The organism is Mesorhizobium sp. M0174 (genome assembly GCF_040322275.1).
GTDB lineage: Bacteria > Pseudomonadota > Alphaproteobacteria > Rhizobiales > Rhizobiaceae > Mesorhizobium.
Window position 1 is genome coordinate 1 of the sequence record NZ_JAMYTB010000043.1, and the last position, 14664, is coordinate 14664.

9 protein-coding genes are annotated in these 14664 nt (G+C 62.0%); 2 read left to right on the top strand and 7 right to left on the bottom strand.

Features of this window, described 5'->3' with window-relative positions:
* The 4 genes from NKJ13_RS30860 to rpsL all read right to left on the bottom strand — a co-directional run.
* Positions 1–103: GTP-binding protein (locus tag NKJ13_RS30860; RefSeq protein WP_245464554.1), on the bottom strand; the 103-nt coding region annotated here is incomplete at its 3' end.
* A 67-nt stretch (positions 104–170) separates the two neighbouring features.
* The gene (gene fusA / locus NKJ13_RS30865) at positions 171–2261 is read right to left on the bottom strand and encodes an elongation factor G (RefSeq protein WP_254817148.1); all 2091 of its coding nucleotides are present in this window, start codon (positions 2259–2261) and stop codon (positions 171–173) included.
* 30 nt (positions 2262–2291) lie between these two features.
* On the bottom strand, positions 2292–2762 hold the full coding sequence (rpsG, locus tag NKJ13_RS30870; RefSeq protein WP_008875664.1) for a 30S ribosomal protein S7: 471 nt from the start codon (positions 2760–2762) through the stop codon (positions 2292–2294).
* Positions 2763–2847: 85 nt separating this feature from the next.
* Complete coding sequence (gene rpsL, locus NKJ13_RS30875; protein ID WP_006333356.1) at positions 2848–3219, bottom strand: 30S ribosomal protein S12; 372 nt, start codon at positions 3217–3219, stop codon at positions 2848–2850.
* Positions 3220–3681: 462 nt separating this feature from the next.
* On the opposite strand from rpsL, the gene NKJ13_RS30880 reads away from it, so the two are divergent.
* Both NKJ13_RS30880 and NKJ13_RS30885 read left to right on the top strand, forming a co-directional pair.
* Positions 3682–3963, top strand: a complete 282-nt coding sequence (locus NKJ13_RS30880) for a transcriptional regulator (RefSeq protein WP_254817147.1) — start codon at positions 3682–3684, stop codon at positions 3961–3963.
* Between the two features lie 123 nt (positions 3964–4086).
* Positions 4087–5016, top strand: coding sequence for a Gfo/Idh/MocA family protein (locus NKJ13_RS30885; protein WP_352741016.1), 930 nt, complete (start codon positions 4087–4089; stop codon positions 5014–5016).
* 48 nt (positions 5017–5064) lie between these two features.
* On the opposite strand, the gene NKJ13_RS30890 is transcribed toward NKJ13_RS30885, so the two are convergent.
* From NKJ13_RS30890 to rpoB, 3 genes are all read right to left on the bottom strand, one after another.
* Positions 5065–5730 (bottom strand): O-methyltransferase, encoded by a 666-nt coding sequence (locus NKJ13_RS30890; RefSeq protein ID WP_352741015.1) that lies wholly within the window; start codon positions 5728–5730, stop codon positions 5065–5067.
* Positions 5731–5816: 86 nt separating this feature from the next.
* A complete protein-coding gene (rpoC, locus tag NKJ13_RS30895; RefSeq protein ID WP_352779426.1) occupies positions 5817–10013 on the bottom strand; it encodes a DNA-directed RNA polymerase subunit beta' in 4197 nt (1398 codons plus the stop codon).
* Between the two features lie 138 nt (positions 10014–10151).
* Positions 10152–14288 (bottom strand): DNA-directed RNA polymerase subunit beta, encoded by a 4137-nt coding sequence (rpoB, locus tag NKJ13_RS30900; RefSeq protein WP_352509951.1) that lies wholly within the window; start codon positions 14286–14288, stop codon positions 10152–10154.
* Positions 14289–14664: the final 376 nt, after the last annotated feature.

Sequence of the window (14664 nt, forward strand, 5' to 3'; positions counted from 1 at the left end):
ACTTGGTGATCGCCGCCGTCAGCGACGTCTTGCCATGGTCGACGTGACCAATCGTGCCAATGTTCACATGAGGCTTAGTGCGCTCGAATTTACCTTTTGCCATGTGATCTCTCCATTCCTGCCAGCCCGTGCGGGCCTTGAATTAAGTTACTGGTGCAACTCGTTTCGAGTTACGCGTATTTCTTCTGGACTTCCTGCGCGACCGCGGTCGGGACCGGCTCGTAATGGTCGAACTGCATCGTGTAGGCCGCGCGGCCCTGGCTCATCGAGCGAAGGTTGTCCACGTATTTGAACATGTTGGCGAGCGGCACCATCGCGTTGATGACCACCGCGACACCGCGGGCCTCCTGGCCCTGGATCTGGCCACGACGGCCGTTCAGGTCGCCGATAACGCTGCCGACGTAATCTTCCGGCGTCACCACCTCGACCTTCATGATCGGCTCGAGCAACTGCACGCCAAGCTTGGGCGCTGCTTCACGGAAGCAGGCGCGGCCGGCGATTTCGAAGGCCAGAACCGACGAGTCCACGTCGTGGTAGGCGCCATCGATCAGCGTCGCCTTGACGCCGATCATCGGGAAGCCGGCGAACGGGCCCGAGGTCATGACGCTGTTGATGCCCTTTTCGACACCGGGAATGTATTCCTTCGGCACAGCGCCGCCAACGATCTTGGTTTCGAACTCGAATTCGCTGCTTTCCGGATTCGGCTCGAACAGGATCTTGACGCGGGCGAACTGGCCGGTACCGCCGGTCTGCTTCTTGTGCGTGTAGTCCTGCTCGTGCTTGCGGGTGATCGTCTCGCGGTAGGCCACCTGCGGTGCGCCGACATTGGCCTCGACCTTGAACTCGCGACGCATGCGGTCGACGATGATGTCGAGGTGAAGTTCGCCCATGCCGGAGATGATCGTCTGGCCGCTTTCCTCGTCGGTCTTGACGCGGAAGGACGGATCCTCGGCGGCCAGGCGGTGAAGGGCGAGACCCATCTTTTCCTGGTCGTTCTTGGTCTTCGGCTCGATGGCGATCTGGATAACCGGATCGGGGAATTCCATGCGCTCGAGGATGACCGGATGCAGCGGATCACTGAGCGTGTCGCCGGTGGTGGTGTCCTTGAGACCAGCGAGGGCGACGATGTCGCCGGCAAACGCCTCTTCGACGTCGGCGCGCGAATTCGCATGCATCTGCAACATGCGGCCGATGCGCTCTTTCTTGCCCTTCACGGTGTTGTCGACCGAGATGCCCTTGGTGAGCTTGCCCGAATAGATGCGGGCAAAGGTGAGCGAACCGACGAACGGGTCGTTCATGATCTTGAAGGCGAGCATCGACAGCGGCTCGTTGTCGTCGGCATGACGCTCGATCTCGGCGTCGGTCTTGGCGTCGACGCCCTTGATGGCAGGGACATCGGCCGGCGACGGCAGATATTCGACGACGGCGTCGAGCAGCGGCTGCACGCCCTTATTCTTGAAGGCCGAGCCGCAGAACATCGGATAGAACTTCACCGCGATCGTGCCCTTGCGGATGAGCGCACGGATCTCGTCGTTGCTCGGCATCTTGCCTTCGAGGTAATTCTCGAGCGCCGTTTCGTCCATTTCGACGGCGGCCTCAATCATCTTCTCGCGGTATTCTTCGGCACGAGCCTTGAGGTCGGCAGGGATCTCGACGATGTCCCAGGCAGCGCCCAGCGTCTCGTCGCGCCAGACCAGCGCGTTCATCTCGACGAGGTCGACGACACCCTTGAACTCGGTCTCGGCGCCGATCGGCAGCTGCATGACGACGGCATGCGCACCGAGGCGCGAACCGATCATCTCGACCGAGCGGTAAAAGTCGGCGCCGATCTTGTCCATCTTGTTGCAGAAGATCATGCGCGGCACGCGATACTTGTCGGCCTGGCGCCAGACGGTCTCCGTCTGCGGCTCGACACCGGCATTGGCATCGAGCAGCGCGATGGCGCCGTCGAGCACGCGCAGCGAACGCTCGACCTCGATGGTGAAGTCGACGTGGCCGGGGGTGTCGATGATGTTGAAGCGATACATCTTGCCGTCGCGACCCTTCCAGAAGGTCGTGGTGGCGGCCGACGTGATGGTGATGCCGCGCTCCTGCTCCTGCTCCATCCAATCCATGGTCGCAGCGCCGTCGTGGACTTCGCCGATCTTGTGCGACTTGCCCGTGTAATAGAGGACGCGCTCGGTGGTCGTCGTCTTGCCGGCGTCGATATGCGCCATGATACCGAAATTGCGGTAGTCTTCGATTTTATATTCGCGGGCCATGGGAGGTGCCTCTTCAGTCTCGTTCGCGCTTTACCAGCGGTAGTGCGCGAAAGCGCGGTTGGCTTCTGCCATCTTGTGGGTGTCTTCACGCTTCTTGACGGCGGTGCCGCGGTTGTTGGCCGCGTCCATCAGCTCGCCGGAGAGGCGGTCGACCATGGTGGTCTCGTTGCGGTTGCGGGCGGCAGCGATCAGCCAGCGGATGGCCAATGCCTGCCGGCGCTCGGGGCGCACGTCGACCGGAACCTGGTAGGTGGCGCCGCCGACGCGGCGCGAACGCACTTCCACATGCGGCGCGACATTGTCGAGCGCCTGATGGAAGACGGTGACCGGCTCCTGCTTGGTCTTGGACTGAACCTGGTCGAGCGCGCCGTAGACGATGGTCTCGGCAACCGACTTCTTGCCATCATACATGACGGCATTCATGAACTTGGTGACGATCAGGTCGCCGAACTTCGGGTCCGGATTGATCTCACGCTTTTCTGCACTGTGACGACGGGACATTTTTTCTCTGCCTCAATTCTACGCGGTGGCCTGGATCCCGGATCGTCGCTTGACGCCGTCCGGAACGACCTTGGCTACGCTTCGGTCACTTCGGACGCTTGGCGCCGTATTTCGAACGGCGCTGCTTGCGGTTCTTCACGCCTTGCGTGTCGAGCACGCCGCGGATGATGTGGTAACGGACGCCCGGAAGATCCTTAACGCGGCCGCCGCGGATCATCACCACCGAGTGTTCCTGAAGGTTGTGGCCTTCGCCGGGGATGTAACCGATCACTTCAAAACCATTGGTCAGACGGATCTTGGCCACCTTGCGCAGCGCCGAGTTCGGCTTCTTCGGCGTCGTGGTGTAGACGCGCGTGCAGACGCCCCGCTTCTGCGGGTTCTGCTGCATGGCCGGGACCTTGTTGCGCTTCACCGGCGCAATGCGCGGCTTGCGGATCAGCTGGTTGACGGTAGGCATTAAACCCTCTTGTCTCTCAATTCCGTGTCTTGCCCGGTCAGGGCCGCTCAAAGCGTCATTTCCATACGCAAATTCGGGCCACAAACCGCGCCTCGCGGTCTTGCCCGAACAAATGGCAGAGGAAGCGGAAGCCGCTTCATGCACGCCGGAAATGTCTTTTCGCTCGTAAAACGAACCCTGTTTGAGGCAAACTCCAAAGCGTGTCGCTTCGGAAGCGAGAGCCTCACATCGGTTCTGACTGGGCGGCTTCTACTCGTGTGACCACTGTCCGTCAACCCCGGAGCGGCAAATATTGCGCTGAACCCGAGGTTTGGCAGCCATGCGAAAAACGCATGTAATTTTCTTGCGCCGTTTTTCAAGAGGAAGGCAGAAAGTGACCGGCTTGCGGCTGTTTCCACGCCGTGCTTCGTGCGAAAAGGCGGCATGAACAGCCCAAAACCCCTCGCCCGGAGGTACGAACCCGTGAATGACAATGAGGAGCGCCCGGTCACCATTATTACCGGCCGGGTGTGGAAGCGCAAAGGCGGCAAGCCGGAAGGCGTGCATGTGATGCTGGTCGCCCCGGACGACGATTCGGCGGTGCGCCGCGCTCTCGAATCACTTGCCGCGGAAGGTTACGCCGAGGCCGAGCTCGACCAGATCGGTGACCTGGACGGCGTGCCCGACGAGGAGCCGCATCTGTCCGCCTATCAGGGCGCGCTCGAAGGCGAAGTGTCGATCGTGACCTTCGATGTGCCGATCTGAAGAGATCTGAATCGCGGTCGATCTCACGGCCGGCGACAAAAGCCCGGCGACTTGCCCGACACAAGTTCTCTGCTAAGAAGCGACCTCTGGTAAAACCAAGCACACTCAACCTGCGGAGCTCCCATGTCCTCTAATCCCATCAAGCTCGGCATCGTCGGCGTGGGAAAGATCGTCCGCGACCAGCACCTGCCGGCCTTGGCGAAGGACCAGGATTATCGCCTGGTCGCCGCAGCGAGCCGCCACGGTAAAGTCGAAGACATCCCGAATTTCCCGACGATCGAGGCGATGCTCGACGCGGTGCCGGAGCTCGAGGCGGTGTCGCTGTGCATGCCGCCGCAGTTCCGTTATGACGCCGCACGCACGGCGCTGGTGGCGAAAAAGCATGTCTTCCTGGAAAAGCCGCCCGGCGCCACGGTCAGCGAGGTCGAGGACCTGAAGGCGCTGGCGGCAGCGAACGGCGTCTCGCTGTTCGCCAGTTGGCATTCACGCTATGCGCCGGCTGTCGAGGCCGCTCGCGCTTTCCTCGGTTCAACCAAAATCAGATCGGCCGCCATCATCTGGAAGGAAGATGTCCGCCGCTGGCATCCGAATCAGGAATGGATCTGGGCACCGGGCGGCTTCGGCGTCTTCGATCCCGGCATCAACGCACTGTCGATCGCCACCCACATCCTGCCGCCAATGTTCATCAGTTCGGCAGAGCTCGATTTTCCGGAGAACCGTGCATCCCCGGTCGCGGCCCACGTCACCTTCCGCACCTCGGATGGATTGCCGGTGACGATGGAACTCGACTGGCTTCAGACCGGCCCGCAGAGCTGGGACATCCTGGCCAAGACGGACCGGGGTAAAATGGTGCTTTCCGGCGGCGGCTCGAAGCTCGCTGTCGACGGCCGCGTCGTTCACGAGGAGCCGGAAGCGGAATACCCGATGCTTTACAGGCGCTTTGCCGAGATCGTGCGCGCGGGTACCTCCGACGTCGATCTCGCGCCCCTTCAGCACGTCGCCGACGCCTTCATGCTGGGCAAGCGCAATGTGGTGCAAGCTTTTTTCGATTGATCAGCGGGCGTCGGCCGGATCGCATGTCCGGCCACTCACCGCGCAAATTCAATTGACGATCGCTATAGCAAAGCCGTCATAGCCCTTGGCGCCAACAGTCTGGATCGCGGTGCCTTCCAGACGCTTGTCGCCGCCGATGAACGAGAACGCCGCGCGTGCCCCTTCGACATTTGCGTCACGACCATCTTCATTCACCACCGCGCCGTCACGGATGACGTTGTCGCAGACGATGACGGTCCCCGGCCTCGAAAGACGCATGGCCCACGACAGATAGTGCGGGTTGTTCGGCTTGTCGGCGTCAATGAAGATGAAGTCGAACGGCCCGGCATTCTCGGCGGCTAACGCCGCAAGCGATTGAAGCGCCGGTCCGACCCGCAGTTCTACCCGGTCCGACACCCCTGCGCGTTCAAAGTTCGACCGCGCGACACTGGCGTGGTGCGGGTCAAGCTCGAGCGTCACGACCTTGCCATCCACGGGCAACGCTCGCGCCATCCAGATTGTCGAGTAGCCGCCCAACGTGCCGATTTCGAGTACCTTCTTGGCTCCCTGCATTCGCGCAAGAAGTGACAGCAGCTTGCCTTGTGCCGGCGAAACATCGATCGCCGGCAGGCCGTGGTCATGGTTGGCCGCCAGAACGGCATCGAGGGCGGGATCCGCATCGAAAAGAGCCTCGACAATGTAGTCGTCGACAGAAGCCCAGGTCTTCATGTTCATCGTTTTCTTCTCCGATCCGATTGGAGAACCAAAATGCGAAAAGGGGCCACTTGGGGCCCCTTTTCTATCTTCTCTTTCTTGCGCGCTTACTGCGCGGCGGAAGCCATGTCGGTCAGCATCGGCTCGGCGACCTCGACGCCGGACGCCTTGCGGCGCTCGTCGATGATCAGCTCGTCGCGCGAGGTGGCGATGCGCCGGATCTGGCTCATCGTGCCGCCGGTGCCGGCCGGGATCAGCCGGCCAACGATGACGTTTTCCTTCAGGCCCTGCAGCATGTCGGTCTTGCCGGCAACCGCAGCTTCGGTCAGCACCCTCGTCGTCTCCTGGAAGGAGGCGGCCGAGATGAAGGACGGCGTCTGCAGCGAGGCCTTGGTGATGCCGAGCAACACCGGCTGGCCTTCTGCCGGCTTCTTGCCTTCCTCGACCAGGCGCTCGTTGACCTCTTCCAGTTCGATCACGTCGACGTGGTCGCCCGGAATGTAGGTCGAATCGCCCTGCGTGGTGATCTCGACCTTCTGCAGCATCTGGCGAACGATCACCTCGATGTGCTTGTCGTTGATCGACACGCCCTGCAGTCGGTAGACCTCCTGGATCTCGTTGACGAGGTAGGAGGCAAGCGCCTCCACGCCCTTGATCGCCAGGATGTCATGCGGCGCCGGATTGCCGTCGAGGATATAGTCGCCCTTCTCGATGACGTCGCCGTCCTGGAGATGGAACGGCTTGCCCTTCGGGATCAGGTATTCGACCGGCTCAAGCGTCGAGTCATGCGGCTCGATGATGATGCGGCGCTTGTTCTTGTAGTCGCGGCCGAAGCGGATCGTGCCATCGATCTCGGCGATGATGGCGTGATCCTTCGGACGGCGTGCCTCGAACAGTTCGGCCACACGCGGCAGACCACCGGTGATATCCTTGGTCTTGGCACTTTCCATCGGGATACGCGCCAGCACGTCGCCGGGGCGAACCTGTGCACCCGGCTCGACCGAAAGAATGGCCTCGACCGAGAGCAGGAAGCGGGCGTCACCGCCCTTCGACAGCTTGCCGACCTTGCCCTTGGCATCCTGGACGACGATCGCCGGCTTGAGATCGTTGCCGCGTGGCGTCGAACGCCAGTCGATGACCTCGCGCTTGGTGATGCCGGTCGATTCGTCGGCGGTTTCCTGAACGGAAATGCCATCGACCAGATCCTCGAACGCTACCCTGCCCTCGATTTCGGTGAGGATCGGGCGGGTATAAGGATCCCACTCGGCGATACGCTGGCCGCGTTTCACTTTGTCGCCATCGTCGACGAAGATGCGCGAACCGTAGGTGACGCGGTGCGTGGCGCGTTCCTTGCCGGCTTCGTCGAGGATCAGCACCGCCATGTTGCGGCCCATGACCATCAGCTGGCCGTCGGAGTTGCGCACCACGTTGCGGTTGCGGATCTCGACCTTGCCCTCATAGGAGGCTTCAAGGAACGAGGAATCCACCACCTGCGCCGTGCCGCCCATGTGGAAGGTACGCATGGTGAGCTGAGTGCCCGGCTCGCCGATCGACTGCGCCGCGATGACGCCGACAGCCTCGCCCTGGTTGACGGGAGTGCCGCGGGCCAGATCGCGTCCGTAGCAGACCGCGCAGATGCCGACCCTGACCTCGCAGGTCAGCGCCGAACGGATGCGGACCGACTGCACGCCAGCCTTTTCGATCAGTTCCACGTCACGCTCGTCCATCAGTGTTCCGGCCTTGACCAGAACCTCGCCGGTGACCGGGTGGGTGATGTCGTCGAGCGAGGTGCGGCCGAGAACGCGCTGACCAACCGAAGCGACGACCTGACCGGCATCGACGATCGGCTGCATGGTGAGGCCCTTGTCGGTGCCGCAGTCGAGCGAATTGACGATGCAGTCCTGCGCCACGTCGACGAGACGACGCGTCAGGTAACCCGAGTTCGCCGTCTTCAAGGCGGTGTCGGCCAGACCCTTGCGGGCGCCGTGGGTCGAGTTGAAGTACTCGAGCACGGTGAGGCCTTCCTTGAAGTTCGAGATGATCGGCGTCTCGATGATTTCACCGCTAGGCTTGGCCATCAGGCCGCGCATGCCGGCGAGCTGGCGCATCTGAGTGGGCGAGCCGCGCGCACCGGAGTGCGACATCATATAGATCGAGTTCATCGGCTTCTGACGGCCGTTGTCCTCGAACTCGACCGCCTTGATGCGGGCCATCATTTCGTCGGCGACCTTTTCCGAGCACTTGGCCCAGGCGTCGACGACCTTGTTGTACTTCTCGCCCTGGGTGATCAGGCCGTCATTGTACTGCTGCTCGTACTCCTTGGCCAAAGCCTCGGTGTCGGAGACCAGCTTGATCTTGGCGTCCGGGATCAGCATGTCGTCCTTGCCGAACGAAATGCCGGCACGGCAGGCGTGGCTGAAGCCGAGAGCCATGATGCGATCGCAGAAAATGACCGTCTCCTTCTGACCGCAATGGCGGTAGACGGTGTCGATCATCTTGGAGATGTTCTTCTTGGTCATCTCCTGATTGGCGGTCTCGTACGGCACATTGTGGTTCTTCGGCAGAAGTTCGCCGATGATCATGCGGCCAGGCGTAGTGTCGTAGATCTTCGACACGACCTTGCCGTCGGCGTCGACCGTACGGAAGCGCCCCTTGATCTTGGCATGCAGCGTCACCGCCTTGGTCTCGAGCGCGTGCTGGAGCTCGCCCATGTCGGCAAACACCATGCCCTCGCCCGGCTCATTCTGGTTGACGATCGAGAGATAGTAGAGACCGAGAACCATGTCCTGCGACGGCACGATGATCGGCGCACCGGAAGCCGGGTGCAGGATGTTGTTGGTCGACATCATCAGCACGCGGGCTTCGAGCTGCGCTTCCAGCGACAGCGGCACGTGGACCGCCATCTGGTCGCCGTCGAAGTCGGCGTTGAAGGCCGTGCAGACCAGCGGGTGAAGCTGGATCGCCTTGCCTTCGATCAGGATCGGCTCGAACGCCTGGATGCCGAGGCGGTGCAGCGTCGGCGCGCGGTTCAACAGCACCGGATGCTCGCGGATGACCTCGTCGAGGATATCCCAGACCTCCGGACGCTCCTTCTCGACCAACTTCTTCGCTTGCTTGACGGTCGAGGAGTAACCCTTGGCGTCGAGACGGGCGTAGATGAAGGGCTTGAAAAGTTCGAGCGCCATCTTCTTCGGCAGGCCGCACTGGTGCAGCTTGAGCTCCGGACCGGTGACGATGACCGAGCGGCCGGAATAGTCGACGCGCTTGCCGAGCAGGTTCTGGCGGAACCGGCCCTGCTTGCCCTTCAGCATGTCGGACAGCGACTTCAGCGGACGCTTGTTGGCGCCGGTGATGACGCGGCCGCGACGGCCGTTGTCGAACAGTGCATCGACGGCTTCCTGCAGCATGCGCTTTTCATTGCGCACGATGATGCCGGGCGCGCGCAGCTCGATCAGCCGCTTCAAGCGGTTGTTGCGGTTGATGACGCGGCGATAAAGGTCGTTCAGGTCGGACGTGGCGAAACGGCCGCCGTCCAGCGGGACAAGCGGACGCAGGTCCGGCGGAATCACCGGAACCACCTTCATGATCATCCATTCCGGACGGTTGCCGGATTCCATGAAGTTCTCGACGACCTTGAGCCGCTTCAGGTACTTCTTCTGCTTGAGCTCGGAGGTGGTCGAAGCCAGTTCCGAACGCAGATCGCCGGCGATCTTCTCGAGGTCCATGCCGGCCAGAAGGTCGTGGATCGCCTCGGCGCCGATCATGGCGGTGAACGAGTCCTCGCCATACTCGTCGACGGCCATCATGTACTCTTCCTCGCTGAGCAGCTGGTGCTCCTTCAGCGCGGTGAGGCCGGGTTCGGTGACGATGTAGTTCTCGAAGTAGAGGACCCGCTCAATGTCCTTCAGCGTCATGTCGAGCAGCGTGCCGATGCGCGACGGCAGCGACTTCAGGAACCAGATATGGGCGACCGGTGCCGCCAGTTCGATATGGCCCATGCGCTCGCGGCGGACGCGCGACAGCGTGACTTCGACGCCGCACTTCTCGCAGATGACGCCCTTGTACTTCATGCGCTTGTACTTGCCGCACAGGCACTCATAGTCCTTGATCGGACCAAAAATGCGCGCGCAGAACAGACCGTCACGCTCCGGCTTGAAGGTGCGGTAGTTGATGGTCTCCGGCTTCTTGATCTCGCCGAACGACCAGGACAGAATCTTCTCAGGGCTGGCAAGCGAGATCCTGATGGAATCGAACACCTGCGCGGGCGCCTGGGGATTGAAGAGATTCATGACCTCTTGGTTCATGCCGTTCTCCTTTTCGGGGTCCTCGAAACCCCTTGCATCTAGCGCGGGCCAAACGCCCGCCGACTTGATCGGCCATCGGCCGAAGAATTTGGGTGCGCCCCGGTCGCGAGAGCCCTCTCCCGCGACCGAGCGTCTTGCTTATTCGGCCGCGTCGGGCAGCCGGATCGGGTTGTCGTCGAGTTTGGTGTTCTCCAGCTCGACATTGAGGCCGAGAGACCGCATTTCCTTGACGAGAACGTTGAAGCTCTCGGGGATGCCGGCTTCGAAGGTGTCGTCGCCTCTGACGATCGCCTCGTAGACCTTGGTGCGGCCGGCGACGTCGTCCGACTTCACCGTCAGCATCTCCTGCAGCGTGTAGGCGGCGCCGTATGCTTCGAGCGCCCAGACCTCCATCTCGCCGAAGCGCTGGCCACCGAACTGCGCCTTGCCGCCCAGCGGCTGCTGGGTAACGAGCGAGTACGGCCCGATCGAACGCGCGTGGATCTTGTCGTCCACAAGGTGGTGAAGCTTGAGCATATATATATAGCCCATCGTCACTTTGCGATCGAACGGCTCGCCGGTGCGTCCGTCATAGAGCTGCGACTGACCGCTGGTGTGCAGGCCCGCCTGCTCCAGCATGATGTTAATGTCGGCCTCGTGCGCGCCGTCGAACACCGGTGTCGCGATGGAGACGCCGCGGCGCATCTGCTCGCTGAGGCGAATGATGCTCTCGTCGTCATATTCGCGGATCGGCTCGTTGCGGTCGTTGGCCGGCATGAAGCTCTCGAGCGTCTTGCGCAGCGGCTTGATGTCGCCCGCAGTCTTGTACGCGTCGATCAGATCGCCAATCTTCTTGCCCATTCCGGCGCAAGCCCAGCCCAGATGCGTTTCCAGGATCTGGCCGACATTCATGCGCGACGGCACACCCAGCGGGTTGAGCACGATATCGGCATGCGTGCCGTCCTCGAGGAAAGGCATGTCCTCGACCGGAACGATCCGCGACACGACACCCTTGTTGCCGTGCCGGCCGGCCATCTTGTCGCCGGGCTGCATCTTGCGCTTCACGGCCACGAAGACCTTGACCATCTTCATGACGCCCGGAGGCATTTCGTCGCCGCGCTGCACCTTCTCGACCTTGTCCATGAAGCGCTGCTCGAGCGCCTTCTTGGAATCGTCGTACTGGCCACGCAGGGCTTCCAGCTCGCTCTGGAGCTTTTCGTTCTCCACGGCAAACTGCCACCACTGCGAACGCGGATACTCGTCCAGCGTGTCCTTCGACAGCTTCGAGCCCTTCTTGAAGCCCTTCGGCCCGGCAATCGCTTCCTTGCCGACAAGAACGTCGGAAAGGCGCGAATAGACGTTGCGGTCGAGGATCGCCTGCTCGTCGTCGCGGTCCTTGGCGAGGCGTTCGATCTCCTCGCGCTCGATCGCCATGGCGCGCTCGTCCTTCTCGACGCCGTGGCGGTTGAAGACACGCACTTCGACGACGGTCCCGAAGGTTCCCGGAGGCATGCGCATCGAGGTGTCGCGCACGTCCGAGGCCTTTTCACCGAAGATGGCGCGCAGCAGCTTTTCTTCCGGCGTCATCGGGCTTTCGCCCTTCGGCGTGATCTTGCCGACCAGGATGTCGCCCGGCTGCACTTCCGCACCGATGTAGACGATGCCGGCCTCATCGAGGTTCTTCAGCGCTTCTTCCGAGACGTTCGGGATATCGCGCGTGATCTCCTCCGGCCCGAGCTTGGTGTCGCGGGCCATGACTTCGAACTCCTCGATGTGGATCGAGGTGAAGACGTCGTCGGCGACGATGCGCTCGGACAGAAGGATGGAATCCTCGTAGTTGTAGCCGTTCCACGGCATGAACGCGACCAGCACGTTCCGGCCGAGGGCCAGATCGCCGAGCTCGGTCGACGGGCCGTCGGCAATGATGTCGCCCTTGTTGACCCGGTCGCCCATGCGCACCAGCGGACGCTGGTTGATGCAGGTGTTCTGGTTCGAACGCTGGAACTTCATCAGCCGGTAGATATCGACGCCGGACTTGCCGGGATCGAGATCTTCCGTGGCGCGGATGACGATACGCGTCGCGTCCACCTGGTCGACGATGCCGCCGCGGCGGGCGCCGATGGCGGCGCCCGAGTCACGGGCGACGATCGGCTCCATGCCAGTGCCGACGAACGGCGCTTCGGCGCGCACCAGCGGCACGGCCTGACGCTGCATATTCGAGCCCATCAGCGCACGGTTGGCGTCGTCGTTCTCGAGGAACGGGATCAGGGCCGCGGCCACCGACACCATCTGCTTCGGCGATACGTCCATCAGATCGACGTTTTCGCGCGGCGCCATCATCACTTCGCCGGCGTTGCGGCAAATGACGAATTCGTCGACGAAATGACCATTCTTGTCGAGCTCGGCATTGGCCTGCGCGACGTGGTGCTTGGCCTCTTCCATAGCCGACAGGTAAACGACCTCATTGGTCAGCTTGCCATTGACGATCTTGCGGTACGGGCTCTCGATGAAGCCGTATTTGTTGACCCGCGCGAAGGTCGCCAGCGAGTTGATCAGGCCGATATTCGGGCCTTCCGGCGTCTCGATCGGGCAGATGCGACCGTAATGCGTCGGATGCACGTCGCGCACTTCGAAACCGGCACGCTCGCGGGTCAGACCGCCCGGTCCAAGCGCCGAAAGACGGCGCTTGTGGGTGATCTCCGACAGCGGGTTGGTCTGATCCATGAACTGCGACAGCTGCGAGGAACCGAAGAACTCGCGCACGGCGGCAGCCGCCGGCTTGGCGTTGATCAGGTCCTGCGGCATCACCGTGTCGATCTCGATCGAGGACATGCGTTCCTTGATCGCGCGCTCCATGCGCAGCAGCCCGACGCGGTACTGGTTCTCCATCAGCTCGCCGACCGAGCGCACGCGGCGATTGCCGAGATTGTCGATGTCGTCGATCTCGCCCTTGCCGTCGCGCAGTTCGACCAGCGTCTTGACCACGGCCAGGATGTCCTCTTTGCGCAGCACGCGCACGGTGTCCTCGGCCTTGAGCTCGAGGCGCATGTTCATCTTGACGCGGCCGACGGCCGACAAGTCGTAGCGCTCGCTGTCGAAGAACAGCGAGTTGAACATGGCTTCGGCGGTCTCGAGCGTCGGCGGCTCGCCCGGGCGCATGACACGATAGATGTCGAACAGTGCGTCCTGGCGGCTCTCGTTCTTGTCGACGTTGAGCGTGTTGCGGATATAGGCGCCGACGTTGACATGGTCGATGTCGAGAACCTTGATCTCGTCCTCGCCGGTGCCGAGCAGCACTTTCAGCGTCTTTTCGTCGATCTCGTCGCCGGCTTCGAGGAATATCTCACCGGTCGCATAGTTGACGATATCCTCGGCGAGATAGTTGCCGAGCAGATCCTCGTCGGTCGCCTTGATCGCCTTGAGACCCTTTTCGCCAAGCGCCCTGGCCTGGCGGGCAGTGATCTTCTTGCCGGCCTCGACGACGACCTCGCCGGTGTCGGCGTCAACCAGGTCACCAACGGCCTTGAGGCCGCGGAAACGCTCGACGTTGAACGGGATACGCCAATGGTCGCCGGCGCGCTTGTAGGTGATCTTGTTGTAGAAGGTCGACAGGATCTCTTCGCCGTCCATGCCGAGCGCCATCAGCAGCGACGTGACCGGAATCTTGCGGCGGCGGTCGATACGGGCGTGCACGACGTCCTTGCTATCGAACTCGATGTCGAGCCATGAGCCGCGATAGGGAATAACGCGCGCGGCAAACAGAAGCTTGCCGGACGAGTGCGACTTGCCCTTGTCATGGTCGAAGAAGACGCCCGGCGAACGGTGCATCTGCGAGACGATGACGCGCTCGGTGCCGTTGACGATGAAGGTGCCGTTCAAGGTCATGAGCGGCATGTCGCCCATGTAAACGTCCTGCTCCTTGATGTCCTTGATCGACTTCGCGCCGGTATCCTCGTCGATATCGAACACGATGAGGCGCAGCGTCACCTTGAGCGGCGCCGCGTAGGTCAGGTCGCGCTGACGGCATTCGTCAACGTCGAATTTCGGTCCCTCGAACTCGTACTTCACGAATTCCAGCATCGAGGAGCCGGAAAAATCGGAAATCGGGAAGACCGACTTGAAAACTGCCTGCAGCCCCTCGTCAGGACGCCCGCCCTTGGGCTCCTCCACCATCAGGAACTGGTCATAGGATGCCTTCTGAACCTCGATCAGGTTCGGCATCTCCGCAACTTCCGGGATCTTTCCGAAAAACTTGCGTACGCGTCTGCGGCCATTGAAAGTCTGGGTCTGGGCCATCGTCGCTCCTTAGCTCAATTCTCGGGACGAGCCTCGCCGCGGCTCGCCTTGCATCTCGGGCCACCTTGGCGGCCCTGTCTTGTTGCCCGCCGCCTGTCGGCGGCTTCTTGTCTTTTCACCCACCACCAATTGGCGGTGGGCCAGAAACGGGAGAAAACCCGTTTCCTGAAGGCCGGTTTGCGGCCCTCAGGAAAGAGGTTTTCGCACTCTTCGCGCTATGAGCCTCCCCTAGACGTGATGGGAGTGGCGGGCCGGGCCCCGGCCGGCGCCGGGAAAGAAACCGGAGTTAAATTAAACCAAGGAGCCGGCAGGATAGAACAGGGGCCTGCAAAATTTCTAATTAAGAAAAAAACCACCCCACCCCCCCCTACATTAT